The sequence below is a fragment of the Sphingomonas sp. Leaf23 genome, assembly GCF_001421585.1.
In the GTDB taxonomy this organism is placed as follows: domain Bacteria; phylum Pseudomonadota; class Alphaproteobacteria; order Sphingomonadales; family Sphingomonadaceae; genus Sphingomonas.
This window is the reverse complement of the sequence record NZ_LMKR01000002.1, coordinates 636,995-661,723: the sequence shown is the minus strand read 5'-3', so window position 1 is coordinate 661,723 and position 24,729 is coordinate 636,995. Positions and strand designations below refer to the sequence as shown.

20 protein-coding genes are annotated in these 24,729 nt (G+C 66.9%); 15 read left to right on the top strand and 5 right to left on the bottom strand.

Annotated features, from left to right (window positions below):
* The first annotated feature begins 64 nt into the window (after nucleotides 1-64).
* Nucleotides 65-1,360 (top strand): hypothetical protein, encoded by a 1,296-nt coding sequence (locus tag ASE67_RS06870; protein WP_055758282.1) that lies wholly within the window; start codon nucleotides 65-67, stop codon nucleotides 1,358-1,360.
* A 35-nt stretch (nucleotides 1,361-1,395) separates the two neighbouring features.
* Here the strand turns inward: ASE67_RS06870 and ASE67_RS06865 are convergent, their stop codons facing one another.
* Nucleotides 1,396-2,511: a phospholipase D family protein gene (locus ASE67_RS06865; RefSeq protein ID WP_055758278.1), complete on the bottom strand. Its 1,116-nt coding sequence runs from the start codon at nucleotides 2,509-2,511 to the stop codon at nucleotides 1,396-1,398.
* A gap of 222 nt (nucleotides 2,512-2,733) precedes the next feature.
* On the opposite strand from ASE67_RS06865, the gene ASE67_RS18365 reads away from it, so the two are divergent.
* Genes ASE67_RS18365 through ASE67_RS06850 form a run of 3 tightly spaced genes read left to right on the top strand, consistent with a single transcriptional unit; the run spans nucleotide 2,734 to nucleotide 5,824 of the window.
* The gene (locus tag ASE67_RS18365; RefSeq protein ID WP_055758275.1) at nucleotides 2,734-3,042 is read left to right on the top strand and encodes a hypothetical protein; all 309 of its coding nucleotides are present in this window, start codon (nucleotides 2,734-2,736) and stop codon (nucleotides 3,040-3,042) included.
* Between the two features lie 5 nt (nucleotides 3,043-3,047).
* The gene (locus tag ASE67_RS18140; RefSeq protein ID WP_055758272.1) at nucleotides 3,048-4,961 is read left to right on the top strand and encodes an N-6 DNA methylase; all 1,914 of its coding nucleotides are present in this window, start codon (nucleotides 3,048-3,050) and stop codon (nucleotides 4,959-4,961) included.
* Nucleotides 4,958-5,824 carry a site-specific DNA-methyltransferase gene (locus tag ASE67_RS06850; RefSeq protein ID WP_055758268.1) on the top strand — a complete coding sequence of 289 codons (867 nt, stop codon included), beginning with the start codon at nucleotides 4,958-4,960 and terminating at the stop codon, nucleotides 5,822-5,824. The genes ASE67_RS18140 and ASE67_RS06850 overlap by 4 nt, the downstream gene beginning before the upstream one ends.
* Before the next feature lie 162 nt (nucleotides 5,825-5,986).
* Here ASE67_RS06850 and ASE67_RS17700 read toward each other — a convergent pair whose 3' ends face one another.
* Nucleotides 5,987-8,647, bottom strand: coding sequence for a prolyl oligopeptidase family serine peptidase (locus ASE67_RS17700; RefSeq protein WP_082456986.1), 2,661 nt, complete (start codon nucleotides 8,645-8,647; stop codon nucleotides 5,987-5,989).
* Nucleotides 8,648-9,153: 506 nt separating this feature from the next.
* Here ASE67_RS17700 and ASE67_RS06840 point away from each other — a divergent pair.
* Nucleotides 9,154-9,705 (top strand): phosphoribosyltransferase, encoded by a 552-nt coding sequence (locus ASE67_RS06840; RefSeq protein WP_235511820.1) that lies wholly within the window; start codon nucleotides 9,154-9,156, stop codon nucleotides 9,703-9,705.
* Between the two features lie 17 nt (nucleotides 9,706-9,722).
* Here ASE67_RS06840 and ASE67_RS06835 read toward each other — a convergent pair whose 3' ends face one another.
* Genes ASE67_RS06835 through ASE67_RS06825 form a run of 3 tightly spaced genes read right to left on the bottom strand, consistent with a single transcriptional unit; the run spans nucleotide 9,723 to nucleotide 15,337 of the window.
* Nucleotides 9,723-10,733: a DUF2332 domain-containing protein gene (locus ASE67_RS06835; RefSeq protein WP_055758260.1), complete on the bottom strand. Its 1,011-nt coding sequence runs from the start codon at nucleotides 10,731-10,733 to the stop codon at nucleotides 9,723-9,725.
* A 5-nt stretch (nucleotides 10,734-10,738) separates the two neighbouring features.
* Nucleotides 10,739-12,565: a methyl-accepting chemotaxis protein gene (locus ASE67_RS06830; protein ID WP_055758258.1), complete on the bottom strand. Its 1,827-nt coding sequence runs from the start codon at nucleotides 12,563-12,565 to the stop codon at nucleotides 10,739-10,741.
* A 33-nt stretch (nucleotides 12,566-12,598) separates the two neighbouring features.
* Nucleotides 12,599-15,337: a TonB-dependent receptor gene (locus tag ASE67_RS06825; RefSeq protein WP_055758256.1), complete on the bottom strand. Its 2,739-nt coding sequence runs from the start codon at nucleotides 15,335-15,337 to the stop codon at nucleotides 12,599-12,601.
* Nucleotides 15,338-15,484: 147 nt separating this feature from the next.
* On the opposite strand from ASE67_RS06825, the gene ASE67_RS06820 reads away from it, so the two are divergent.
* The 10 genes from ASE67_RS06820 to ASE67_RS06780 all read left to right on the top strand — a co-directional run bounded on the left by ASE67_RS06820 (nucleotide 15,485) and on the right by ASE67_RS06780 (nucleotide 24,540).
* On the top strand, nucleotides 15,485-17,191 hold the full coding sequence (locus tag ASE67_RS06820; protein WP_055759269.1) for an Hsp70 family protein: 1,707 nt from the start codon (nucleotides 15,485-15,487) through the stop codon (nucleotides 17,189-17,191).
* On the top strand, nucleotides 17,188-18,684 hold the full coding sequence (locus tag ASE67_RS06815) for a hypothetical protein (protein WP_055758253.1): 1,497 nt from the start codon (nucleotides 17,188-17,190) through the stop codon (nucleotides 18,682-18,684). The genes ASE67_RS06820 and ASE67_RS06815 overlap by 4 nt, the downstream gene beginning before the upstream one ends.
* Before the next feature lie 67 nt (nucleotides 18,685-18,751).
* On the top strand, nucleotides 18,752-19,651 hold the full coding sequence (locus ASE67_RS06810; RefSeq protein ID WP_055758250.1) for a heme o synthase: 900 nt from the start codon (nucleotides 18,752-18,754) through the stop codon (nucleotides 19,649-19,651).
* Nucleotides 19,648-19,782 (top strand): hypothetical protein, encoded by a 135-nt coding sequence (locus tag ASE67_RS18720; RefSeq protein ID WP_268794971.1) that lies wholly within the window; start codon nucleotides 19,648-19,650, stop codon nucleotides 19,780-19,782. The genes ASE67_RS06810 and ASE67_RS18720 overlap by 4 nt, the downstream gene beginning before the upstream one ends.
* Nucleotides 19,779-20,312, top strand: a complete 534-nt coding sequence (locus tag ASE67_RS06805) for a cytochrome c oxidase assembly protein (RefSeq protein WP_055758246.1) — start codon at nucleotides 19,779-19,781, stop codon at nucleotides 20,310-20,312. The genes ASE67_RS18720 and ASE67_RS06805 overlap by 4 nt, the downstream gene beginning before the upstream one ends.
* 53 nt (nucleotides 20,313-20,365) lie before the next feature.
* Complete coding sequence (locus ASE67_RS06800) at nucleotides 20,366-21,280, top strand: cytochrome c oxidase subunit 3 (protein WP_055759266.1); 915 nt, start codon at nucleotides 20,366-20,368, stop codon at nucleotides 21,278-21,280.
* Nucleotides 21,280-21,663: a DUF983 domain-containing protein gene (locus tag ASE67_RS06795; RefSeq protein WP_055758243.1), complete on the top strand. Its 384-nt coding sequence runs from the start codon at nucleotides 21,280-21,282 to the stop codon at nucleotides 21,661-21,663. The genes ASE67_RS06800 and ASE67_RS06795 overlap by 1 nt, the downstream gene beginning before the upstream one ends.
* A complete protein-coding gene (locus ASE67_RS06790) occupies nucleotides 21,660-22,268 on the top strand; it encodes an SURF1 family protein (protein WP_055758240.1) in 609 nt (202 codons plus the stop codon). The genes ASE67_RS06795 and ASE67_RS06790 overlap by 4 nt, the downstream gene beginning before the upstream one ends.
* 11 nt (nucleotides 22,269-22,279) lie before the next feature.
* Nucleotides 22,280-23,674 (top strand): threonine synthase, encoded by a 1,395-nt coding sequence (gene thrC / locus ASE67_RS06785; RefSeq protein WP_055758237.1) that lies wholly within the window; start codon nucleotides 22,280-22,282, stop codon nucleotides 23,672-23,674.
* Nucleotides 23,674-24,540 carry a class I SAM-dependent methyltransferase gene (locus tag ASE67_RS06780; protein ID WP_055758234.1) on the top strand — a complete coding sequence of 289 codons (867 nt, stop codon included), beginning with the start codon at nucleotides 23,674-23,676 and terminating at the stop codon, nucleotides 24,538-24,540. Before thrC ends, ASE67_RS06780 begins: the two co-directional genes overlap by 1 nt.
* Nucleotides 24,541-24,729: the final 189 nt, after the last annotated feature.

Below are 24,729 nucleotides of genomic sequence, written 5' to 3'. Positions count from 1 at the left end.
CGGCGCCTCGACCCGCTTCCGTTACGTAGCTAGCTTGCGTCTTTCAAAAGGGAGCGGGAACGCGATGCTAGAGATCAGGCGCAAGCAGCATCCAGTGGGGCAGGGCGGGTTCCACAGCGGTAGCATATCCGAGGACGGACGTGTCTTGCATCGCTACGTGTACGACTGCGGAGCGACGGCCGGCTACGCCTCCGCCCGCGATGATGCGATCGATCGACACATCGCATCCGTCGGCGCCGGTTCCAAGCTGCACACCCTTGTCCTCTCTCACATCCACGCCGATCACATTAATGGCCTCGAGCGTCTGCTGGAGGAGAGTACCGGCCTGCGAGTGGACACGATCATACTGCCGCTCGTGAACCACGTCGACCGCCTCATCTCATACGCGCGGACTGCGGCGGTCGATCCGGTCTCTGCGCGTTCGGCGTTCTATCAGGCGCTGGTGGTGAACCCGACCTCGGCGCTGTCCCGCTTCGAACCTCGTGTGATCATCTACGTGGAGCCCGGAGATCGGGGAGTGGGTGCTCCGGCCGACTTCGGCCCCGACCCCGATCCCAAGGAGCGCGGACGGTTCGATGGCGACCCGTCGGAACCCGATGGACCTGCATGGACGCTTGTTGGAACTGGTAGCGTCATCCGCGACGATGCCCGGGTGCGGCCAGATCAATCCTCCGCTCCGGTCAGGACGCTGGTCGTCTCCGACACCCAGGCCCTCCTCACCGCTTCTTCGTCAGGAGCTTGGCTGCTCGCGCCCTTCGTCGATCCCTCGTTCGCTTCCGATCGGGAGGACTTCCTAGACTGGCTCGCCGCCATCCGTCGACATCCGAGACGCGATCTGGAAGACTGGCTGAGCGATCCGGCGAACGTTCTCGACCTCGTAGCGAATCACGCATCGGACCTCGTCGCCGCATACTCAACCATCGAACGAAACCTAAACGTGACGTCCCTGTTGCTCTATTCGGGGCCGGCAAGGCGCCCTCCCGCCGGCGCCGTTCTTCGCTCAAAGGCGGGAAGATTCGAGTTCAAGCCGGCGGCCACGACCCGAACGGCGTGGCTCGCCACCGGAGACGCCGCCCTTGGCGATCGCAAACGCCGCGACGACTTCCTGACCCACTACCGTGACCTTGTGCCTCAGGCACACACGTTCATGCTCGCCCATCACGGTTCGGATCACAACTTCCACCCCGAACTGCTCGACACGATCGAGCCCGCCCTGTGCATCGCGGCAGCTGATGCGCATGGCGACTGGCGACATCCGGGCACGAGGGCGGTGCAGGCCGTATGCAGCCGGGGATCGTTCCTGCAGGTGGTGACTTCCGACGAACGGAGCACGGTGGAGGACGAGGTCACGCTGCCGTAGACCGGGCCCAGGGCGGGGCGCGACGACTGCGCTCCTCAGTCGTATCGATAGAGCGTGGAGGCTCCTCCGCCCGCGAGGAATGCGTCAACCGAGCCCCGCGCCGGCATGGTAGCGGGTGGGTCGGTCCGCAGTCCGGCGTCTATATAGGCGTCGATCGCACGCCCGGCGGGCCCCTGCGTGTCGAAGAGTTCGATAAGGACCTCGTCGCCTACGAATTCGAGCTTGATGACGATGTCCCGGGCGGGCGCGAACGCTTCCAGCTTGTAGGTGTTAGCAGCATCGGGGTTGCGCCTAGCGAAGGTGGGATTGATCTCTTTGATCTCACCCGTGTCGCGCATGATAGCCCGGATCGGCCCGTCGGTGAGACCATACCCGAGACGGCGGCGCACCTCACGAGCGACCGGTACCGGCAGCTGCGCCTGCGTGCCCCGCGCCAGCAGTACCTTAACGAAGACGCGACGCCAGCCGGCTTCAGGTTTGCCGGCGCTAGGAACCGTCGACCGCATCGTGACGGGGATGACACCGGCCGCGCGTCGCGTGACAGCTCTCCTGCTACCGAACAGCCGCTCGGCCGCAGCACGGCCACTGCCGGCGCGCCCGGACTTGCCGCGCAACCGCGCCTCGTCGAAGATGTACCCGCGTGCGACGAGCGCCTCCAGAAGCGCACGATCGAGGCGGCGGCTTAGACCATCGTCCACAGTGGCCAGCCTCGCCATCGCCTCCTCCAGGGAGCGATCCAGCTCACTTCCGCGATCAGACCTCAGCAGGGCGGACACCTCCTCGTTCCCCACGAGGCCGGCGGCGGTAAGATTGTTCGAACCGACGTAGATCCGGCTCTGCGCCTCGTCGCGGAAGGCGTAGAGCTTAGGATGGAAGATCGGCCCCGCCTCGTTGTGGCGGACCCACAGCTCGACGTCACCATCCAGCGCGAGCAGAGCCTCCAATCCTTCCCGGGACGTGTTGTCGCCATCGAGGCCGACGATGGCAAGCAGGCTGCCCCCTCGTCGCAGAAAGGCTTCGAGAGGTCCCCACAGCAGGGCCATGCCGGACGCCCTGACCCATGCCGTCGCGACGTCTATCCGATCCGCCGACGCGATCTCACGGCGCAGCACGTCGGCGAAGGCCTCGTTGCCGAACTGAGTCACAAGCATCGTCAATCCTCCCGGACATGGATCACGTAGACGCTCCGACCTTCGGTGACGCCGCTCGCGATGAGTGGAAGTCTGCACGAGAGGATTGACAGAAACAATCCCAGGAACAAATAAGGAACCAAGTTGACACCTCGTAATGAGTCATATATTCACCTCTATATGAGGTGCAGTATCCCGGATGGCAGCGCGAGATCGGCGGTTCACGCCTATGTAAGTCCTGACGTGCATCGGAACTTCGAGGCCTACGCCGCGGAGCTCGGCGTCCCGAGTTCGTCCTCGCTCCTCGCGCTCCTGATAGCCCGCGAGCTCCGCATCGAGCGACTCGGTCGAGAAGCGCGTCCGCCCGTGGTCCAGCCCAGGGGGGCTAAGGTGTCGACATACATCGACGGCGCGCGCGCGGAACGCTTCCGGGAGCGCGCGGCGGTTCTCGGTCGATCGCAGTCTGCATGCGCCGGCGAGTTGGTGGCCCGCGAGATGCAGGAACGGTGGCTAGATCGTTCGCTGGCGTCCATCGCCGAAGACGAAGGGTGACGGCTATGCAGGCCATCGCGGCGCCGCGAAACGGACGCTCCCTCGAAGGACAGGTGGCGCCGCGCCGGCAGCACGTGCTTGCTGCGGTCGACGCCGCGTCATCGCTTGGTGCCGGTGCGGCATGGCTCGCCGGTGCCGGACGACATGACGAAATCCAGGGCGACGAGAGGATGCGCGCAGCATGGGCAATCACCGCACTGTTGCTCGTCGACATGGCACGCACGGGCCTGCATGCTGACCCCACGCGCGCGTCGGAATGGTTCGGGTCGCCGATCGAGGCGGAAAGCGCGGCGGCTGTCGCACTCGCGCTCGCGCCGCTCGCCGGTGATCCCAGCCTTCAGCGCTTCCTGCCGTACCTGCTCGACACCTACGGACGCACGACCCGCCTGGACGTCATGCGCGACGGCGGCCTCGAAGGTAAAAGAGCGGAGCGGAAGAAAGCCGGTTCCTTTTACACGCCGGCGGACGTCGCCGACTTCATGGTCTCGACGATCGCCTCCGACGAGCCGGAAGCGGGAGAGTGGTGGCTGGATCCAGCCGTCGGAAGCGGCGTCTTCCTGGCCGCCGTTTTAAGGAGACGGATCGTCTCCGGAACCGTCGACGCGGTCGATTTCGCAGCGACCCGGCTGATCGGATGCGACATCTCTCCCCAGGCATGCGACTTCGCATCCTTCGTCATCCTCTCGGAGATGGCGGACCGGGTGCGCGAACCGCTGCGGGCATGGCGTGCCATCCGGGACAATATGCACGCGGTAAATTCGATCAGCCGCTCGCGGCGGGGAGACATGCGGGCGGCGCTGGCACCGAGCGACGGTCCTCTGCGCATGATCTGCAATCCGCCGTACGGAGCGGGCTCCGCATCCGGGGCGACGACCTCGGACGGCCGAGCCACCGGCGCGATGTACCTGCCGTTCGTGGAGCTGTCGTGGTGCGTGGCGCACGGCGAGCGCGACGCAACGACCATGGTGGTTCCGCTGTCGCTCGGAGCCAACCGCACCGCGGACCACAGGCGGTGCAGGACCCGCATGGCGGCTGCCGGCGGGCAGTGGACGCTACTCTTCTTCGACCGGCAGCCGCACGCCCTCTTCGGCGAGGAGGCTAAGACGCGGGCGACAATCGCGACGAGGCGTCCCGGAGCGACGCCGGCCGACATCCGCACCAGCCGACTGTTGAAGTGGACGAGCCGGTCGCGCGCTTCCATCTTTACCGAGGACCGAGCCGTCCCGCTCGAGGACTCCGCGATTGGCCGCCTCGTGCCGAAGCTCGGATCCTCCGCGGAAGCGACCCTGTATCGCCTCCTGGACGCCCATCGGCTACGCGCAGGGGCGAGGGCCGAGGCGGATCGAACGACGCCGTCGGAGATCGCGGGCGACACCTCGCCGTCGAGCGTCTTCGTGGCTGGAACGGCGTATAACTTCCTGAACGTCTATCGAGGACTGCCCGCGCTTCCCGCGGGTGCCGGGGAGATGAGCGCCAGCGGCGTGCACCGCCTGTCGTGCGCCGATGCGGAGGAGGCGGACGTGGTCACGGCTCTGCTAGTCTCGCGGATGGCGTTCTGGCTCTGGCACGTTGAGTGCGACGGCTTCCACGTCCCGGCCTGGTTCCTGTCCGAGTGCCCTCTGCTGAACGTGCGCTTCTCACCCGACGATCGCGCTCGTCTGGCCGCGGCCGGACGGGCGGCATGGGCGGGATTGCAGGAGGACTCGATCCAGAGCGTCAATCGGGGCAAGCTGACGATCGCCTTCCGGCCTACCGAGATCGCCGGGGTCCGCACGGAGATCGACCGGCTGCTCGCGGCGCGACTCGGAGCCGGCCCGGGCACCGCCGATCTGCTTGCCGACTTCGAGCGCCAGATCGTCTCGATCGACGGGACCGTCAGGCTATCCCGCACCAGTTTCGTTCCAGGAGCAACTCGATGAAGCCGACCGCCGAAGTAAAGGCGCTCAGCGCACTCACCAAGGACGAGTGGCGCGAGTACACTAAGACGGTGTGGAGCATCGCGAACGTCAGCCACGAGCTCCATCCCGCAACGTTTCCGGTCGAGATACCGAAGCGCCTCGTCAAGCTCTTCAGCTTCTGGGGGGAGACGGTGCTGGATCCGTTCGGCGGCGTGGGCTCCACTGCGGTCGCCGCGCGTCGCGAGGGACGGCGAGCGGTCTGCTTCGACCAGAACCGCAAGTACGTCGCCGAGATGAAGGCGAGACTGAAGAAGGAGGACCTCGACGGACCGGACTTTGAGGCAGTGCTGGGCGACTCCCGCGACCTGTCCCGGCTGCAGGATGGAAGCGTCGATCTAATCGTCACTAGCCCCCCCTATTGGGACAAGGCCGACTACGGCGGCAAGCCCAGCGACATCGGCACCGCCGGAAGCTACGTCGACTTCCTTGGCGAGCTCCGGCAGGTCTTCGCGGAGTGCGCACGAGTGCTGCGGCCCGGCCGCAAGCTCTGCGTCGTCACGGCCAACGTGAACCAGATGACCGATCATGGCCTGCTGACGTTCCCGCTGAGCACCGACATCGGCGTTATGCTCCGTGAACTTGGCCTCGTGATGATCAACGAGATCATCTGGTCCAAGGACGGCACCGGGGGCAGATGGGGTTCGGCGAACGGGCAGCGCCCCATTTTCGGAAGCTATCCGTACCCGCCCAACTTCCTGTTCAAAAACGTGCACGAGTACGTGATCGTCTTCGCCAAGCCTTCGCTTACGAAGTCGAAGGGCGCCAAGGTGCGGCCGTATGACGAACTGATGGGACTGGTGCCCGAGCTCAGAGCGGCGGAGTAGCCGTTCGGACCGGGAAGGCTCATCGCGCGACCGGATGGGTTCGCCATCCCTTGCATCGTCGTCTGACGCCGCATGAACCAGATGACGGACAGCTACGAGATCGATGAACGAGCGTCCGAACCGGGAAACAGATGTTAACCGCCTGAGCGTCCGGCTTTGGGTCTAGGGACCGCTGACAGAGCCGGCGTCACCGTTGACCGGTTGCAGGAAGCGGTCGAACCAGGCGACTGTTCGTTCGAACACGTCGCGCACGTTGGCGGGCGACTGGTGAAGGCTGTGACTTTCGCCACCGTAGCGGACCAATTCGGCCGTCCGCCCGCGCGAGTAGAGGCCTTGAAAGAAAAGCTCGGCCTGTGTCGGGGCGCCGCGGGTGTCAAACTCGCCGTGTAGCAGAAGCAACGGCGTCTCCACCTTGTTCACAAAGCTAAGCGGCGAGCTGCGTCGGTAGCCATCGGGGTCGATCCAGGGCAGGGCATGAAGACCGAACAGCTCGGTCATGCCGAGGTTTGTGCTCTTTTCGTGCTCGATGCCGGGATAGCCGCGCGCGGTGGGATCGAACTGGCCCCAGTTCGATACAAGCTCGCTAATCCCTGCAATCGCAACGCCCGCGCGGAAGCGACGCGTCTGCCCAAGCAGCCCCATGACGCTATAGCCGCCGTAGCTCTGCCCGAACACGCCGACGCGCGCCGGGTCAATGACGCCCAGCGCCGCGACCTTGTCCACCGCGGGTAGCACGCCCTTCGGCAGTTCCGTATAGACGTCGCGCTTTCCGTCGCGTGGTCCCAACGGCATTGACGGCACCAGCACTGCGTAGCCGCGTGCGGCGTAGAGGTAGAGGTTATACATGCCAGGCATGTCCCGCCCGGTCATGTAGTCGCCGTTCAGGTCGGCGGGCACCTGATAGCCGCCATAGACCCACACGAGCAGCGGCAGGCGCTGTCCCGCGCGATAGTTCGGCGGCAGGATCAGCGAACCGTTGAGCTTTGTCCCGTCCGCAGCATCATAGGCAATCAATCGCCGCTGGCCCCAGTTCACCGCGTCGAGATAGGTGTTGAGCGCAAGCAATTCGGTGCTGGTGCCGACGGCGCTACCTCGGCGCAGGTATTGCCCACTCCCCTCGTTCACCAGGTAGAGCAGCGACGGATGGGCGGGATCGGTGGCCAACGGTTGGCCCGCCGGTACCGGAAAGGGGATGCCGAGCGCCCCGGTGACGAGGTCGAGCGTTGCCAGCGACTGGGGGGCGCCGAGACGGTTAAGGACGACCAGTGGTCGTCCAGGCGAGACGGTGCCGTCGTCGGCCGGTGGCACGAACGCTCCGCCGCCCAGATCGGCGACCTTCACGAACCCCTGCCTGGGATCGAGCCGCAGCAGGGTTTGTCCTGACAACGCCGCCAGCGCCCCGTCGGCCGCGCGTAGCAGCCGGTCGGGCGCCGCGACCCCGGTGGGCACAGTGGCCGGCATCTCATCTTGCCCCTCGACCACCGTCCACGTACCGTCAGGGCCTCGCGCGGCGAGCCGGCGGCGATCGAGCCAAAGCGCTCCCGCCGGAAGTGGGCGCACTATGCCGGTCGCTTCGCCTCCAACCGATCGGCGTCCCGCCGCCGTTACACCGCCGGTGTCCGCGCGAGCGGTGAACAAGGGCGTCTCGGTTGCGTATGCGTCGTCTCGAGCGCGAAAAGCGACTGCACGCGCATCGGGCGACCAACCGTAGAGTTCCAGCGGCAGGCGTGCGGCGGCGGGCATTGTCACCCAGCGCACCGCCTTGCCAGGCACGAGGTCTGCGAAGCCGAGCCGCCGCTCGAGTGACCATTCCTCAAACCGCGGGTGGGGAAAAATCCGCCCCTCCACTGGCGGCAGCGCGCCAACCGTTGCCAGCACCGCAAACCGCTGACCGTCAGGCGACACCGAAGCGGTGAGCGCGCCGCGGAAAGGGTAGGTGGGCACAGCCGCGACCGCGAAGGCTGCGCCGGTAGCTGCATCCGCGACGCGGAAGGTCACTCTCGCGTTCATCGCAGCATCGGACGTGCGCGCGGCGCCGCTCGCCACTGCGCTCCCCGTCGGCTCCATGCCGTCGCGTAGGCGGGCAGCGTCGGCGGAGGCGATGCGATAGGGACGGGTGTAGTGCCCCACGGCCGCTGACACTTCACCGGCTGCGAGCGTGGCGATCAGCAGCCGCTGGCTGTCCAGCCATAGGAAAGGTGCGTTCTCGGGTAGCAAACCCACACTGCAGGCGTGAGCCGCGTCCGCTCCATCGCCTGCACCTCGGGCGCCGCCGCGTAGATCGAGCTGATCGAGTGGGCTGCCGTAGCGGGACTGGGTTATGACCGGCCAGTTACCTAGCCGCCGCAGCGCGCCGGTGTCACGTTCCCAGACGTAGAGTCGCACGTTGTCGCCCCCGCGCGGCTCGTCACCCTCCGGCGTGGTGGACAGCATCGCGAGTCGCCGCCCGTCAGGCGACCAAGTGGCACACCAGAAGCCAGCAGCGCGGGCAGCGCCATCGGTTATACGGCGTCGCTCGCCTGTGCGCGTAGAGAGCAGCCACACGTCAGAGCGCGTCGCGTCGACTTCGTAGGAGGTGCGGCCATACGCCTCGCCCGGCTTAGCCCCGCGCCGGATTACGGCAGCGACCCACTCGCCGTCGGGCGAGGTTGTTGTGCGGTCCAGAGTCTGCCGGTCCAGCAGGTCGTCCATCGTCAGCGGTCGTCCGACCGGGTCCGCGGCGGGCGCCGGGGCGGCACCTCCAAGAATCAGCAGAGAGGCAATGCCGGCCACGACGAGACAATGTCGTCTCGGCGTCGTGCAGAAGCGGGTATGGTCGGCCATACGCTAACCTTCAACCATCTCGATCCCGAACTCAAAGGGGTCCGTGGCGGATCGACATCGAACGTATCCCCTCGCCCCCAAAAGTTGGTGAAAGGCGGCAGTTTGGAAGGAGCTCGTAGGGTTGAACGAGCCCCTGAACAAACGTCCGTTCTCGGCATTGCAGCGGCGCCTTACGATTGTCCGCATATGGGTCACCAACCCAACTTTGCACGAACGCCGACTACTCCCCGCGATACTCGAGCGGTCTAGCCAGATCGTCGGTTTGCGGACTTCCGTACCCATCGCTCAAGGCATAAAAGGTTAGCCAAACTCATCCCGACATAAGGGGAGATTTATGCAAAGAGCAGATAGGGTAGCCAACGTAGCCCCTTACGATTATGGGTAATTCGTAGTCCTCACGGGGCATCCAGCGATACCTTCCGTTCGATCGATGATCCCGATGGACCCGGCGACCGTTCGGTCGCGCGAGGGGCATGCCCCCTCGCCCCAATCAGGATGGATATTTCTTGAGCGCCAAAGTCTATCTGTCGGCCGATCGCCTGCTGGAAGATTCCTTCCGCCTCGCCAATCAGGTGTTCGATGCCGGGTTTCGCCCGACGCATATCGTCGGCATCTGGCGCGGCGGCGCGCCGGTCGGCATCGCGGTGCAGGAACTGCTGGAATATCGCGGCGTGCAGAGCGACCATATCGCGATCCGTACCGCATCCTATACCGGCATCGACCAGCAGGAGGCGGAAGTGCGCGTCTATGGCCTGGGCTATCTGGTCGATGTGCTGACGCGCGGGGATCGCCTGCTGCTGATCGACGACGTGTTCGATTCCGGCCGGTCGATCCGCGCGGTGCTGGGCGAGTTGCGGGACCGGTGCGGGGATCGCCTGCCGGACGAACTGAAGGTCGCGACCGTTTATTACAAGCCGTCGCGCAACGTGACCGACCTCGCCCCCGACTTCTTCGTGCACCGGACCAGCGACTGGCTGATCTTTCCACATGAGATCAACGGCCTGACCGAAGCGGAAATCCGCGCGCACAAGCACGGCGCCGATATCATCCTGCGCTGACGGCCGCGGGGCGGCGCTCAGCCGCCGGTCGGGCCGTGCCAGTCGATCCAGTGGCCATAGGCATGGCAGGTCGCCAGATGCCGCGTGCGCCCGTCCGGGTAGGTGGTGAGCGTCAGGTGGACGGCATCGCGCGCCTCGGTCCATTCGAAGCCGATGCGGGCGATCGGCGTATCGGCGGTGGCGAGCGCTTCGGCGACGGTCGCATGGGTGGCGGCATCGCAATATTGCAGCGACATCGCGTGGACGACGACCCGACAGGTGCCAGCGACGGCCGGCCGCGACAAGGCTTGTGGCAGCCAGTGGGCGATATCGTCGCGCTCCACCCGCGGCGGATGGGCGTGGGCGATCGCCAGCGCGTGGCGCAGCCGCTCGGCCCGCTCGGGCTGGTCGGCCCAGACATAGGCCATCAGCCGCTCCTGCGCCGCCGGATCGCCGACGATCAGCGGCCGCAGGTCGACGCCGGCCGCGCCGACGATCTCGACCGGGTGGGCCAGCGGTGGGCGACCGCGCCATTCGGGCGTGATCCGGACCGGCGACGCGGCATCGCCGACACGCACCCCGCCCAGATCGAACGCATAGCGGCCGAGATTGAGGTTGAGACCGGCACTGGCACCCAATTCGAGCAGTTCGACCGGCAGATCGACGTCGGCGCGCAGCGTCATCAGCGCGGCCATGATCGCGGCGCTGCGGGCGACCTCGTTGGTCTGGGGCGGTTCGCGCATCCAGTCGGCGATGAAGGCATCGGCCTGCGCCATCGTATCGCCGATCACGCCGTCGAAATCGCCGGTACGCGTGGCGTATAGCGTCGACAGCGCGGGGCGATCCCCGCGCCGCGCCAGCGCATGCAACGCGCCGTTGAAGCGCATCGCCAATGCATCCGCCGCCGGATCGCCCGGCCAGTCGTCGATCCGCCGCGCGGTCAGCGGCGCGCGGTGCAGTTGTCGTTCACCGGCATCGAGGATCGCCGCGACGAAGGAAGAGCCCAAGGCGCGCACGACCTGCGCCTGCCGGGCCAATGGTCCTGCCATGATGATCAGAACGCATCCCAGTCGTCATTGGCGACCTTGAGCGGCGCGGGCTCGGGCGGGGTTACCCAGCGACGCTGCGACCGCTTGGGCTGCAACGGCGTGACATTCGCCGCCGCACGCGGCGCGGAGGCGTCGGCAGTAGCCGGCGTGTCGATCGAAAAGGCGGCGACCGACAGGGCCAGCGCCTCGGCCTCCTCGACCAGTTGGCGCGAGGCGGCGGAGGTCTGTTCGACCATCGCCGCATTCTGCTGCGTCATCGCATCCATTTCAGCGATGGCGACGTTGATCTGGCCCAGGCTGGTCGCCTGATGATCCGACTGGCGCGCGATCGCGTCGATCGAACCGCCGACCCCGGCCACCCGCTCGATGATCCGCGCCAGTGCCTCGCCGGTCTGCTCGACCAGTTCCACGCCGGCGCCGACATGGGTCGACGCGGCCTTCACCTTCGTCTTCACCTCGGTCGCGGCATCGGCCGAACGCTGCGCCAGCGCGCGGACTTCGGACGCGACGACGGCAAAGCCCTTGCCCGCCTCGCCCGCCCGCGCCGCTTCGATTCCGGCGTTCAGCGCCAGCAGGTTCGTCTGGAACGCGATCCCGTCGATCAGGGTGATGATCTGTGCGATCTCGTCGCTGGCCTGTTCGATGCCGTGCATCGCCGCGATCGCCTGTCGCACGACCGCATCGCCACGTTCGGCCTCGCCGCGCGTCTCGGCCATCGCCCCGCTCGCCTCGGTCGCCGCGACCGCGCCTTCGCGGATCGAACGGGTCACGTCGTCCAGCGCGGAGGAGGATTGCTGCAACGCCGCCGCCTCGCGCTCGGTACGCTCGGCAAGGTCGGTGGCGGCCTGCGCGATCTCACCCGAATTGAGCTTGATCGAATCGACACTGCCCCGGACATCGCCCAGCACCTGGGCAAGGCTGGCGGTGGCAAGGTTGAAATCGTCCGACAGCACGCGGAAGGCGGCGGGCACATCGGCCAGCCGCGCGGTCAGGTCGGCCTGCGACAGGCTGCGCAAGCCCCCGCCGATCGCGGTCATCGCCGCTTCGCGGTCGCGATCGTCGGCCAGCTTGGCCGTGGCGGTATCGCGGAACACCAGCACCGCGCGCGCCATGTCGCCCAGTTCGTCGGTACGCCCCGCCGCATCTACGGCGATGTCGTGGCGGCCATTGGCAAGGTCGGCCATCGCCTGGGTCAGCGTCGTGATCGGCCGGGCGATCTGCCGGCTGAGCAACCGTGCCAAGGTGACCGCGATCGCGATCAGGGCGATGCCGCCCACGACCAGCGCGATGAGCGCCATGCGGATCGCCCCCGCCTGATCGTCGGCATGTCCCGCCATCGCGTCGGTTTCGGTGGCACGCAGCGCGCGCAGCGGCAGCGCGATCTTGCTCACCAGCACCTTTGCCCCCGCGCCGCGCACTTCTTCCTGCGCGGCGTCGCGCTCGCCCGCCTTTACACGCGCGATCAGCCGGTCGCCCCAGTTGCGCCGCCATGCCAGCGTCTCGCGCCGTGCCTCGGCCAGCTCGGCCTGTTCCGACGCGACCGTCAGCATCGCCGCCAGCTCGACCGCCGTCGCGTCGAACTCGACCCGCGCTTCCTCATAGGATTTGAGGTAGGTCGGGTCGCCGGTCACCAGGAAGCCGCGAAACTGGCTGTTCTGGCGCAGGATCGCGGTCTCCAGCGTCAATGCCTTTGCATAGACGTCCTGGCTGTGGTTGTTCCGCTCGGTCGTCCTGGCGATCATCAGGATGCTGGCAAGGAACACCAGCATGACCACCGCCGCCGAAGCGTTGATCGTCAGGAACGACAGGCCGAGCTTACGCGGTATCTTCATCGGAGCCGATCCGTTGGAAACAAAACAATCATGTCAGAACCGCGAGCGCAGCGTGATGCCGTAGGTGCGCGGTTCGGCGAGGTAGGAGGAGGTGATCGCATTGCCCGCCGCAAAGGCGGGCGATCCGAAGCGGGTTACCTGCGACACGCTGCCCGATCCCTGGAACGGGGCGGCGAAGGCGACCTGCTGATAATCGGTGTCGAGGATGTTCTGTCCCCAGAATTCGATCGCCCAACGCTGTTCGGGACCGCGCAGGCCGATGCGGGCGTTCATCAGGAAGAAGCCGTCCTGCTCCTTTTCGGCGAACAGGTCGGACCCGGTGTTATAGTCGCTCGACAAGCGGCTATCGACGTAGAACAGCGCGGTCAGGTTGCGCGACACCGCCGGGGTCCACACCGCCGAATTGGTGATGGTGTGACGCGGCGCGTTCGACATCTGGTTACCCGGCAGCAGGAACAGCGCGGCGTTCAGCGGCTCGCCCGATTCGCTGCCGATCAAGTTCCGGCGATATTGCGTGTGGGCATAGGTATAGCCCAAGTTGAAGGCGAGGTTCGGCGCGGGATAGGCGCCGGCCTCTAGTTCGAAGCCCTGCGTCACGACGCCCGCGCCGACCTTGCCGGTGCAGCGGCCGGTGGTGGAATCATTGTCGCGATCGGCCCCGCCCAGCGCATCGCTGCACGAACTGATGTTCTGCACGATGAAGTTGGTGCCGTTGAACGTATTCAGCTGGAAATTGCGGAAGGCCGAGCGGAACGCGGCCAGATTCGCGGTGAACTTGGCCGAGCTGTACTTCACGCCGACTTCGAACGCCTGCACCGTTTCCGGGTCGAAGCGCAGGTTCGATGCGTTGGCGGCGGTCGGCGTGGCGAAGACGTTTGCCGTCAGGTCGGAACGATCGAGATTATAGCCGCCCGCCTTGTAGCCACGCGCATAGGACGCATAGAGCAAGGTGCTGGGCACCGGCTTCCACGACAGCACGGTCGTGCCCGTAACCTGCCCTTCTCGCAACGAATCGCGGATCGGCACGCCGGTCAGCGCGGCGGTCGAATTGCCGGTACAGGTCAGCGTGATGATCCCCGCCGCCAGCGACCGCAGCGTCGCGTTGCTGCTGCCGAGCAGCGGGCCCAGCGCCGCCTGTTGTGCCGGGCAGACGGTGTTGTTGTTCACGAAGCTGGCGTTCAGCTGCTTGTGTTCGTTGGTGTAGCGCAGGCCGCCGGTCAGGCTGAGCGTGTCGGTCACCTTGAAGATATTATGGGTGAAGAACGCATAGTTGCTGCTGGTCTGGTCATAGGTATCGCGGATGCTGCCAAGGTCGTTCAGCGTCGACAGGCGATCGATGCCCGCGATGATCGTGGGCCCCACCGCCGGGGTCAGCGCGGCGCGCCCCACCGCGCTGAGGCAACCCGAGGCACGCGGGGTGCGCAGCGCCTCCAGCGGGTTGATCGTCGCCACCAGGCGGCAGGCGGCGAAGGCACCGAAATCGGTCCCGAAGCGGAGATTGTCGGCGACCTGCAGCTTTTCATGGGCGTAATAGCCACCGACCATCCAGTCGAGCCGGTTGCCAAACAGCCCGCCGCTCAGCCGCGTTTCCTGCGTAAAGGTGCGGAACTGGCGATAGGCGTTGCCGTCGTCGGCGCGGTAGCCGATGTCGACGCTGCCGTAATCGAGATCGGCGGCACCCCCCGCCTTGTATTCGCGATAGGCGCTGATCGAAATTAGCTGCATATTGGCAAAGGTCCAGCCGATCCGCGCCGAGCCGCCATAATCCTTTGTCACGTTGGAATAGGCGCGACCGCGCGAGTTCGCGATCTGGCGGTTATACGGGTCGCCGTTGCTGGGCAGCACGCCGCCCAGGCTGCGCAGGATCGTGACGATGCGGTTCTGCGCGGCGGGGACATAGTCGCCCGCGACACCCGGCGTCGGATCGAGCTTTTCCTGCGTGTCGAGATAGACCGCACCGCAGCATTTTTCGTTGCGATAGGTATAGTCGCTGATCAGCCGGATCGAGAACTCGTCGGTGGGGCGGAAGAACAGCTGCCCACGCACGAAATAGCGGTTGCGGTCGTTATAATCGGTGTTGTTGACGACATCGCGGTAGAAACCGTCGCGCTTGGCGAACACGCCATCGACGCGGAAGGCCAGCTTGTCCTTCACGATCGGCCCGGTCAGCGCACCGGCGAGGCGTACGGCGTTGAAATTGCCGTAGGTCGCCTCGCCATAGCCGCCGAAGTCGAACGAGGGATATTTGGTATAGATGCTGATCGCGCCGGCCGACGAATTGCGGCCCGATAGCGTGCCCTGCGGCCCGCGCAGCACCTCGATCCGTTCGACTTCGCCCAAATCGTTCAGGCCCGAACCGGTGCGGCTGCGATAGACGCCGTCGATGAACACCGCGACCGAGCTTTCGAGACCGGGATTGTCGCCGACGGTGCCGATGCCGCGCAGACGGGCGGTCGCGTTCGCCTCCGATCCGGTCGAGGACACGATCAGCGACGGCGAGAGCTGCGCCATCTGGCGGATGTCGGTCGCGCCCGAATTCTGGAGCGCGGCGGTGCTGTAGGCGCTGACCGCGATCGGCACATTCGACAGGCGCTGCGAACGGCGAGTCGCGGTGACGATGATGTCGGCGGTGTTGGCGGACTGATCCTCGGCGGGCTTGGCATCAGCCTTGTCCCCGGCGGTGGGCACGACGCCTCGCAACCCCTGCGCCGAAACCGGTGCCGCCACCGTCACACAGGCGCTTGCCGCCAGCAAAAATCCGCTCTTACGCATCCCCGCATCCCCCCGGACCGATTGTCCTTAGCAGGGAAGGCTTAGGGTACAGGTGGATACCAGTTGGTTAACGCTGTGGTCGCGATCCAACATTGCCTGTCGCCGGCCACACGCTACATCCGGTGCGGCATCGAAACGGGGTGGGACATGATCGTCGGCATTGACCTTGGCACCACCAACAGCGCCTGCGCCCTGTGGCGGGACGACCAGCCGGTCATGGTCCCGAACGCGCTGGGGGACTATCTGACCCCTTCCGCCGTCAGCATCGGCGACGATGACGCGGTGCTGGTCGACCGTGCCGCGCGTGACCGGATGGCGACGCATCCCGACCGCACCGTCACCAGTTTCAAGCGGCGGATCGGCACGCGCGAAACCGCCCGGCTGGCGAAGCGCGACTATGATGCGGAGGCGCTGTCGGCGCTGGTTCTCGCCAGCCTGAAACGCGACGCGGAGGCGTTCACCGGCGACACCGTGACCGGCGCGGTCGTGACCGTTCCCGCCTATTTCAACGACCGCCAGCGCAAGGCGACCAGGCGCGCGGGCGAGTTGGCCGGGCTGCCGATCAAGCGGCTCATCAACGAACCGACCGCCGCCGCGCTCGCCTATGGCATCGCCGACCGGGGCGACCGCGAACCCTTCCTCGTCTTCGACCTGGGCGGCGGTACGTTCGACGTGTCGATCGTCGAGATGTTCGACGGCGTGATCGAGGTGCGGGCCTCGGCCGGCGACAACCGGCTGGGTGGCGATGATTTCAACGATTGCCTGATCGACCTGACCCGCGCCACGCTCGATCCCGGGGGGCTGCTCGCCAGGCTGCCGCCCGACCGAGCGACAGCGCTGTTGGCGCAGGCGTCCGAACGGTGCCGCCGCGCGCTGAGCGAAGCGGACTCGGCCGACCTGTCGGTCACGGTGGGGGATACGGCGCTCAGCGTCCCCGTCACCGCCGCCGCGTTCGAGGAACATGCCGCCGCCCTGCTCCAGCGGATTCGCGAGCCCGTCCTGCGCTCGCTACGCGACAGCAGCATTGCCGCCGCCGCCCTGTCCGAAGTCGTGCTGGTCGGCGGGGCAACGCGGATGCCGATCGTCCGGCGTGCGGTAACCCGCATGTTCGGCCGCTTTCCCGCGACCACGGTGCATCCCGACCATGCCGTGGCGATGGGCGCGGCGGTGCAGGCCGGGCTGCTGGCGCGCGATGCGGGGCTGGACGAAATCCGGCTGACCGACGTCTGCCCGTTCACGCTGGGCGTCGACACCAGCGAACCCGACGGGCGCGGCGGCTTTCGCACCGGGCTGTTCTCGCCGATCATCGAACGCAATTCGGCGGTGCCGATCAGCCGGGTGTCGAGCTTCTCGACGGTTGTCGACAACCAGCGCCGGGTGCAGTTCGGCATCTATCAGGGTGAGGCGCGCGAGGTCGCGGGCAACGTCAAGCTGGGCGAGGCGACCATCGAGGTTCCCCGGCGTCCGGCGGGTGCCGTGTCGATCGAATGCCGCTTCAGCTATGACAGTTCGGGATTGCTGGAGGTCGACCTTGCCGTGCCGGAAACGGGCATGACCCGTAACCTGGTGATCGTCGACGACGAGGACGCGCCCGCCCCCGCCGAGATCGAGAAGCGCCGCGCGGCGCTGGCCGCGCTGAAGGTCCATCCGCGCGACGATGCGGTCAATGCCGCGCTGATGGCGCGTGCACGGCGGGCGTATGAATCCTTCCTCGGCGATACCCGCGCCGCGATCGGCCAGATGCTCGGCCAGTTCGAAAGCGTGCTGGCGACGCAGGACGAACGGTCGATCGCCGAGGCGCGCACCGCGTTCGGCGCGGCGCTCGACCAGATCGAGGGCGAACGGTTCCTGTGAAATACGGCATCTGGGCGATCCTCGACTGCGACCCGACGACGGATCGCGGGACGATTCGCCGCGCCTATGCCGCGCGGTTGAAGGCGATGGACGTCGATGCCGATCCGGACGGATTCGCCGCGCTGCGTGATGCGCGCGACGCCGCGCTGGCCCGCGCCGCCGAGCCGGACGCACCGGTAGCGGTCGAGCCGGTAGTCGCCGAAGAGGAGCCTGAATTGGACCCCGCGCCCGAGGCCGACCCGCTGGCCGAGGCGATGAACGCGCATTTCCACGCGCTCGAATCCCTGCTGTCCCCCGGTCACGACGCCCCGCCCACCCCCGACGAACTGGCCGACATCGATCGTCACGGCCGCACGCTGCTGGCCGATCCACGGCTGGAACAGGTCGATTTCGCCGCCGGCGCGGAGCGCTGGTTCGCCGAGACGCTGGCGGCGAGCGTGCCCCGCAGCGACCCGCTGCTCGAACCTGCTGCGGCGGCGTTCGGCTGGATCGACCGGCGTAACGATTATGCCCTGTCCGCCGATGCGCAGGTCATCGTCGAGCGGATCGGGGCGACCCGCTTCGTCGCGTTGCTCGACGATCCCCGGCACCGGTTCCACCGGGCATGGCGCGAGCTCAACCGCGCTGACGGGCGTGCACCGCTATGGAACCCGCGGGCACCCCGCCGCGAACTGCTGACGCTGATCCGCGACCGATTCCCGATGGTCGAAACCTGGCTGGAGCCGCTGCGGGTGACGGAGGTCGACGCCCCGAACCCGATCGGCCGCGTACCGATCGGGCTTGTCCTCTTCATCATCATCACCGTCCTGCGCCTCGCGCTATCAGGCAACGGAGAGCCGGACACGGTGCCCAGTGTGCCGCCCCGGATCGCTTATGTCGCCGATCCCGACCAGATCGCGCGCGAACTGACCGACCTCGACCATCGTCGGGTCGCGGAGCGCAACCCCGACCTGGCAACGGCAATCCGATCGACGACCGCGGCGATCAACAGCAACGGCGAGGAACGACGCGCACGGCAGACGATCCAGGACCTGTTGCGTACCCGCCTCTTGTCCGGCCTTGCCCGGGCGGACGACGGGTTGCTGCGGGACATCGCAAGGTTCGAGATCGATGCGAAAAAGGCGCTTCTTTCGACCAACCCGACCCGTTGCGACGACTTCTCCTTTCCGGCGGGCAACATGCTGCTGACCCCTCTTACCCGCGAGCGACAGACGAATTTGGTCCATCGGGCGATCCTGATGTCGGATGGCCGACCGACCAGCCTGCAAGACCGGTTCACGATCCACGGTTCGATCATCGATGACCTGCTGCGCCGTACCCGCTTGCCCGAAGATCGAGTGCGCAATGCCCTCTCGCGACTGGGCACGCACGAGGATGTGTGCCGGGTGGACATCGCGCTCAGGGAGGCGGCGCTGGCGCAGGGCCAGACCGGCATGAAGCTGCTGCGCGACATGCAGCCGAAGGTCGTCGGAGGTGAAGGCCAACGCCAGTAGGGACGCGTAGGCATCGGCGCGCGGCGGCGCACTTTCCCCCGCCGCCACAACCCGATATAGGGCGGCGATGACCGCGCAGACGATTACCCTGCCCGCCGACTGGCGCGACTTTCTGGCCCTGACCAAGCCCCGGGTGATGACGCTGGTCGTCTTTACCGGGCTGTGCGGGATGCTGGCGGCACCGGTGCCGATCCACCCGGTGCTGGGCTTTACCGCCGTGCTGTGCATTGCACTCGGCGCAGGCGCGGCGGGTGCGCTGAACCAGTGGTACGAGGCCGATCTCGACGCGAAGATGAAGCGGACACAGGGCCGCCCGCTGCCTGCCGGCCGCATGGACCGCGAATCGGCGCTGCATTTCGGCGTCGGCCTCGCGATCTTCTCGGTCGTGCTGATGGGACTGGCGGTGAATATCCCCGCCGCGATCATCCTGACCGTCTCGATCCTGTTCTACGTGCTGGTCTATACCGTGTGGCTGAAGCGCCGCACGCCGCAGAACATCGTCATCGGCGGGGCGGCGGGGGCGTTTCCACCGCTGATCGGCTGGGCGGCGGCGACCGGCGATGTCGCGCTGCTGCCGTTCCTGCTGTTCTGCCTCGTCTTCCTGTGGACGCCGCCGCATTTCTGGGCATTGGCGCTGTTCGTGAAGACCGACTACGCCAATGCCGGCGTGCCGATGCTGCCGGTGGTGGCGGGCGAGCGGGTGACGCGGACGCAGATCGGGCTCTACACGATTCCGATGGCGGCCGTTGCCGTCGCGCCGTGGCCGCTGGGGCTGACCGGAGCGATTTATGGCATTGCCGCCTGCCTGCTCACCGCCACCTTCGGCGTGCTGGCGGTGCAGGTCGCGACGCGCTCGACGCAACAGGACGACAAGATGAAGCCCGAAAAGCGGCTCTTCGCCTTTTCGATCCTGTATCTCTTTGCAATGTTCGGCGCGCTGGTCGCCGACCGGTGGGTATTGGCATGAGCGAACACGACGACCGGATTCGGGCCCGCCAGCGCGAACGGGCCAAGGTGATGGCGTGGCTGCTCGGCGCGTTCGTCCTGCTGATGTTCGCGATCACCATCGTCAAGATCCGGGCCGGGATGGGCGCATGACCCGGAACCTGCGCACCGCCCTGTTCGCCGCCGCCGCCGTCGTCGGCATGACGGGCGTGGGGTTCGCCAGCGTTCCGCTCTATCGCATGTTCTGCCAGGTGACCGGCTTCAACGGCACCACCCAGCGGGGGCAGGAAGCACCCGGCGGCATCGGCGACAAGGTGGTGGTCCGGTTCGACACCAACACCAACCCGGCGCTCGGTTGGGAATTCAGGCCCGAACGCGCGTCGGAAACGGTCGATATCGGCGCGCGCGACATGGCATTCTTCACCGCAAAGAACGTGTCGGGCCGCCCGGTGACGGGCACCGCGACCTTCAACGTGACGCCCAGCCAGGCGGGCAAATATTTCACGAAGATCCAGTGCTTCTGCTTCACCCAGCAGACGCTGCAACCCGGCGAAAAGATACGGATGCCGGTCATCTTCTTCGTCGATCCCAAGATGCTGGCCGATCCGGACGCGAAGGACATTCGCGCGATCACGCTGTCCTATACATTTTACCCGGTGGATTCGGCCGCGACGAAGAGCTAGGATCGCGCGCAAACACGTGCCAGCATAGGCGCGACGCATAATAGGGACGGATGATGGCAGGCGCGAAGAACCACGATTTTCACATCCTGCCCCCCAGCATCTGGCCGCTGGCAAGCTCGATGGCCGCGCTCATGCTGGCGGCGGGCGGCATCATGTGGATGAACGAAGCGGCGCTGGGCGGCCTGGTGTTCGGCGCCGGGCTGATCGCGACGCTCTCCTGCATGGGCTTCTGGTGGGCGGACGTCATCCGCGAGGCGAAGGCGGGCGACCATACGCCGGTGGTGCAGTTGCACCTGCGCTATGGCATGATCCTGTTCATCGCGTCCGAGGTGATGTTCTTCGTCGGCTGGTTCTGGTCGTGGTTCGACTTTTCGCTGTTCCCGGCTGCGGTGCAGTGGAGCCATGACGGCGGCACCGCGCTGATCGAGGCGGGCGATACCGCCGTCACCGCGCAGTGGCCGCCCGCCGGCCTCGAAGTGCTGAACGCCTTCGAACTGCCGCTGCTCAACACCTTCATCCTGCTGCTGTCGGGCACCACCGTGACCTGGGCGCACCACGCGCTGATCCACAACCAGCGCGGCGGCAAGCTGAAGGGCCTGTGGGGCGCGATCGGCGTGGGTGAGAATGACGGCGTGAAGAAGGGGCTGTGGCTCACCGTCCTGCTCGGCGCCCTCTTCTCGTGCATCCAGGCCTATGAATACATGCACGCGCCGATGCCGTTCAAAGGGCTGAACTATGGCGCGGCCTTCTACATGGCGACCGGGTTCCACGGTTTCCACGTGCTGGTCGGCACCATCTTCCTCGCCGTCAACCTGATCCGCGCGTACAAGGGCGACTTCACGCCCAAGCAGCATTTCGGCTTCGAAGCGGCCGCGTGGTATTGGCACTTCGTCGACGTCGTGTGGCTGTTCCTGTTCGTCGTCATCTATGTCTGGGGCGGCTGGGGCGCACCGATCCATGGTGGCTGATGCCTGAGCAGACGGGCGCGGGCGGTCCCGCGCCTTTCGATTGCGGCGTGCGCGGCCTGTGTCCGCGGTGCGGGGCCACGACCTTGTTTCGTGGCCCCGTTGCCTTTGCCGACCGGTGCAGCGCCTGCGCGCTCGATTTTACCGCGTTCAATGTCGGCGACGGGCCGGCGGCGTTCCTGACGCTGATCCTGGGCGGGATCGTCACCGTCCTTGCCATCTGGCTCGACCTGAAGGTTGGGCCGCCCTGGTGGGTGCATGTCGTGCTGTGGGTCCCGCTGACCATCGGCGGGGTGGTCGGGTCGCTGCGGGTGGCCAAGGGCGTGTTGCTGGCGCTCGAATATCGCAACGCCGCACGCGAAGGGAAGATCGACCCCCGGCCATGAAACGCCTGCCCATCCTCCCCACCCTGCTCGTCCTGCTTGCCGTTGCCGCAATGGTCGCGCTGGGCGTGTGGCAGTTGCAGCGCCGCACCGAAAAGGCCGCGCTGATCGCCCGCGCCGTCGCCAATCTCGACCGCCCGGCCCAGCCGTTGCCGCCACGGATCACCGACGACCTGCTGTTCGCGCGCGTCACGGCGAGCTGTGCGCGGGTCGACGGGTGGACGATGGGCGCCGGCCGCACCGCCACCGGCATGTCGGGCTATCGCCATATCGCCGCCTGCGTCTCGCCCACCGGGCAGCGCTTCGGCGTCGACATGGGCGTCGCGACCGATCCGAAGCTGCGCCCGGTCTGGACCGGCGGCGCGGTGGCAGGCACGCTCAGCCATGCGCCGGGCGGCCCCACCCTACTCGACCGGATGACCGGTAACGTCGCGCCGCCTGCGCCGATGATCGTGTCGGACATCGCCGCCCCCGGCCTGTCGCCCAGCCGCCGGCCCGATCCGGCCAGCCTGCCCGACAATCACCTGGGCTATTCGATCCAGTGGTTCGCCTTCGCCTTGGCCGCGGTCATCATATACTTGCTGGCACTTCGTCGCCGCAGCCGCTAACCGGCAGCGCCATGCGGTATGTCAGCACCAGGGGCGATGCGCCCGAACTCGACTTCGCCGGCGCGACGCTGGCCGGATTGGCGCGCGATGGCGGGCTGTATGTCCCGACACAGTGGCCGACGCTGACGCGCGACGAGATCGCGGCGCTGGCGGGCCTCAGCTATGCCGAGACGGCGGTGCGCATCATGCTGCCGTTCGTCGGCGATTCGCTGTCCGAAGCCGAACTGCGCTCGCTGTGCGACACCGCCTATGGCCGGTTCAGCCACAAGGCGGTGACCCCGCTGGTCCAGCTCGACCATGACCAATGGCTGCTGGAACTGTTCCATGGCCCCACGCTGGCGTTCAAGGACGTCGCGCTGCAGCTGCTGGGGCTGCTGTTCGAGAAGTTCCTGACCGGCACCAGCGACCGGCTGACCATCGTCGGCGCGACCAGCGGCGACACCGGGTCGGCGGCGATCGACGCGGTGGCGGGGCGCGAGAATATCGACATCTTCATGCTGCATCCGGCGGGCCGCGTGTCCGACGTGCAGCGGCGGCAGATGACGACCGTGCTGTCGCCCAACGTCCACAATATCGCGATCGAGGGCGATTTCGACACGGCGCAGGCGCTGGTCAAGGCGATGTTCAACGATCCCGGTTTCTCGGGGCGGTTCCGGCTGTCGGCGGTCAATTCGATCAACTGGGCGCGGTTGATGGCGCAGGTGGTCTATTATTTCTACGCCGCCGTGCGGCTGGGCGGGCCGGACAAGGCGATCGCCTTCTCGGTCCCGACCGGCAATTTCGGCGACGTGTTCGCCGGCTATGTCGCGGCGCAGATGGGGCTGCCGATCGCAAAGCTGATCGTCGCGACCAACGTCAACGACATCCTGCACCGCGCGCTGACCAACGGCGATTATTCGAGCGCGACGGTGACCCCCACCGCCACCCCGTCGATGGATATCCAGGTCAGCTCGAACTTCGAACGGCTGCTGCACGATCTGGGCGGCAGTGACGGGCTGGCGCTGGGGACACAGATGCGCGGGTTCGAAGCGACGCGCGCGATGCGGCTGACCAACGCGCAGCAGCAGGGGGCAGCGGGGTTGTTCCAGAGCGCACGCGTCGATGGCGACCGCATGGCGCAGGCGATGCGCTGGGCGTGCGACCATGCCGCGCAGACGATCGACCCGCACACCGCCATTGCCCTTGCCGCCGCACTCGACAGCGGGATCGACGCGCCGATGGTGACGCTGGCAACCGCGCACCCGGCCAAGTTCCCCGATGCGGTCGAGCGGGCGATCGGCACCCGTGCCACGCTGCCCCCGCGCGTCGGCGACCTGTTCGAGCGCGAGGAGCGTTATGTCACCCTGCCCGCCACGTTCGCGGCGGTAACGGACTGGATCGCGCAGCGCGCGACGCCGCGCACCTGATGGACCCGATCGCGCTGATCGGCGAGCCGTGGAGCGACTACGGGCTGATCGATTGCGGCCATGGTCGCAAGCTCGAACGCTATGGCTCCTATCGCTTCATCCGGCCCGAACCGCAGGCGATGTGGGCGCCCGCGCTCACCGACTGGGACGCGCATGGCGAGTTCGTGCCGGGATCGGACGAGGATGGCGGTGGGCGCTGGCAGTTCTTCAAACAGCCCCCGCGCGACTGGCCGCTGACCTGGCGCGAGGTGCGCTTTTCGGCGAGCAACACGCCGTTCCGTCATCTGGGCTTCTTTCCCGACATGGCGCCGGTCTGGGACTGGATGCGGGGGCGGATCGACGGGGCGAACGACCCGGAATGTCTGAACCTGTTCGGCTATACCGGGGTCGGATCGCTGGCATTGGCGGCAGCGGGCGCGCGCGTGGTGCATGTCGATGCGTCGAAGAAATCGGTCGAACAGGCGCGCGGCAATGCCGCCCTGTCCGACATGACCGACAAGCCGGTGCGCTGGCTGGTCGAGGATGCCGCAAAGTTCGTCGCGCGTGAGGTTCGGCGCGGGCGGCGGTACGACGGCATTATCCTCGATCCGCCGAAATGGGGCCGCGGGCCGAATGGCGAGGTGTGGAAGCTGGAGGAGCACCTCCCCGGCCTGATCGCCGATTGTCGGCAGTTGCTCGACAGCGAATCGCGCTTCCTGTTCCTCACCGTCTATGCGGTGCGCATGTCGGCGCTGGCGATCGGCGAGCTGCTGCGCCAGTCGCTCGGCGATCTGGGCGGCACGGTCGAATGCGGCGAGCTGGGCGTGCGCGAGGAGACGCGCGGGCTGACGCTGCCGACCGCCATTTTCGCACGCTGGAGCCGGTAGCCGCCTGCCCCGCCCCGGGCATAGAGCGGGAGCCGGTTATCGCCTCCGCCATTGCTGGGTGGTGTTTCCGGGCGAGCGGATCAGTCTTTAGAAGCCGATGGCAGGAAGCTGCCCGTGCGTGCTGAGTAGGGGCAGGTGCTTCGATACGCCCCTACGACAAGTTCAATGGCGCCTCAGGCCGAACGCGAA

Coding starts and splice junctions, on each gene's coding strand:
- ASE67_RS06870 (WP_055758282.1), top strand. CDS start 65: ATGCTAGAGATCAGGCGCAAGCAGCATCCAGTGGGGCAGGGCGGGTTC.
- ASE67_RS06865 (WP_055758278.1), bottom strand. CDS start 2,511: ATGCTTGTGACTCAGTTCGGCAACGAGGCCTTCGCCGACGTGCTGCGC.
- ASE67_RS18140 (WP_055758272.1), top strand. CDS start 3,048: ATGCAGGCCATCGCGGCGCCGCGAAACGGACGCTCCCTCGAAGGACAG.
- ASE67_RS06850 (WP_055758268.1), top strand. CDS start 4,958: ATGAAGCCGACCGCCGAAGTAAAGGCGCTCAGCGCACTCACCAAGGAC.
- ASE67_RS17700 (WP_082456986.1), bottom strand. CDS start 8,647: ATGGCCGACCATACCCGCTTCTGCACGACGCCGAGACGACATTGTCTC.
- ASE67_RS06835 (WP_055758260.1), bottom strand. CDS start 10,733: ATGGCAGGACCATTGGCCCGGCAGGCGCAGGTCGTGCGCGCCTTGGGC.
- ASE67_RS06830 (WP_055758258.1), bottom strand. CDS start 12,565: ATGAAGATACCGCGTAAGCTCGGCCTGTCGTTCCTGACGATCAACGCT.
- ASE67_RS06825 (WP_055758256.1), bottom strand. CDS start 15,337: ATGCGTAAGAGCGGATTTTTGCTGGCGGCAAGCGCCTGTGTGACGGTG.
- ASE67_RS06820 (WP_055759269.1), top strand. CDS start 15,485: ATGATCGTCGGCATTGACCTTGGCACCACCAACAGCGCCTGCGCCCTG.
- ASE67_RS06810 (WP_055758250.1), top strand. CDS start 18,752: ATGACCGCGCAGACGATTACCCTGCCCGCCGACTGGCGCGACTTTCTG.
- ASE67_RS18720 (WP_268794971.1), top strand. CDS start 19,648: ATGAGCGAACACGACGACCGGATTCGGGCCCGCCAGCGCGAACGGGCC.
- ASE67_RS06805 (WP_055758246.1), top strand. CDS start 19,779: ATGACCCGGAACCTGCGCACCGCCCTGTTCGCCGCCGCCGCCGTCGTC.
- ASE67_RS06800 (WP_055759266.1), top strand. CDS start 20,366: ATGGCAGGCGCGAAGAACCACGATTTTCACATCCTGCCCCCCAGCATC.
- ASE67_RS06795 (WP_055758243.1), top strand. CDS start 21,280: ATGCCTGAGCAGACGGGCGCGGGCGGTCCCGCGCCTTTCGATTGCGGC.
- ASE67_RS06790 (WP_055758240.1), top strand. CDS start 21,660: ATGAAACGCCTGCCCATCCTCCCCACCCTGCTCGTCCTGCTTGCCGTT.
- thrC (WP_055758237.1), top strand. CDS start 22,280: ATGCGGTATGTCAGCACCAGGGGCGATGCGCCCGAACTCGACTTCGCC.
- ASE67_RS06780 (WP_055758234.1), top strand. CDS start 23,674: ATGGACCCGATCGCGCTGATCGGCGAGCCGTGGAGCGACTACGGGCTG.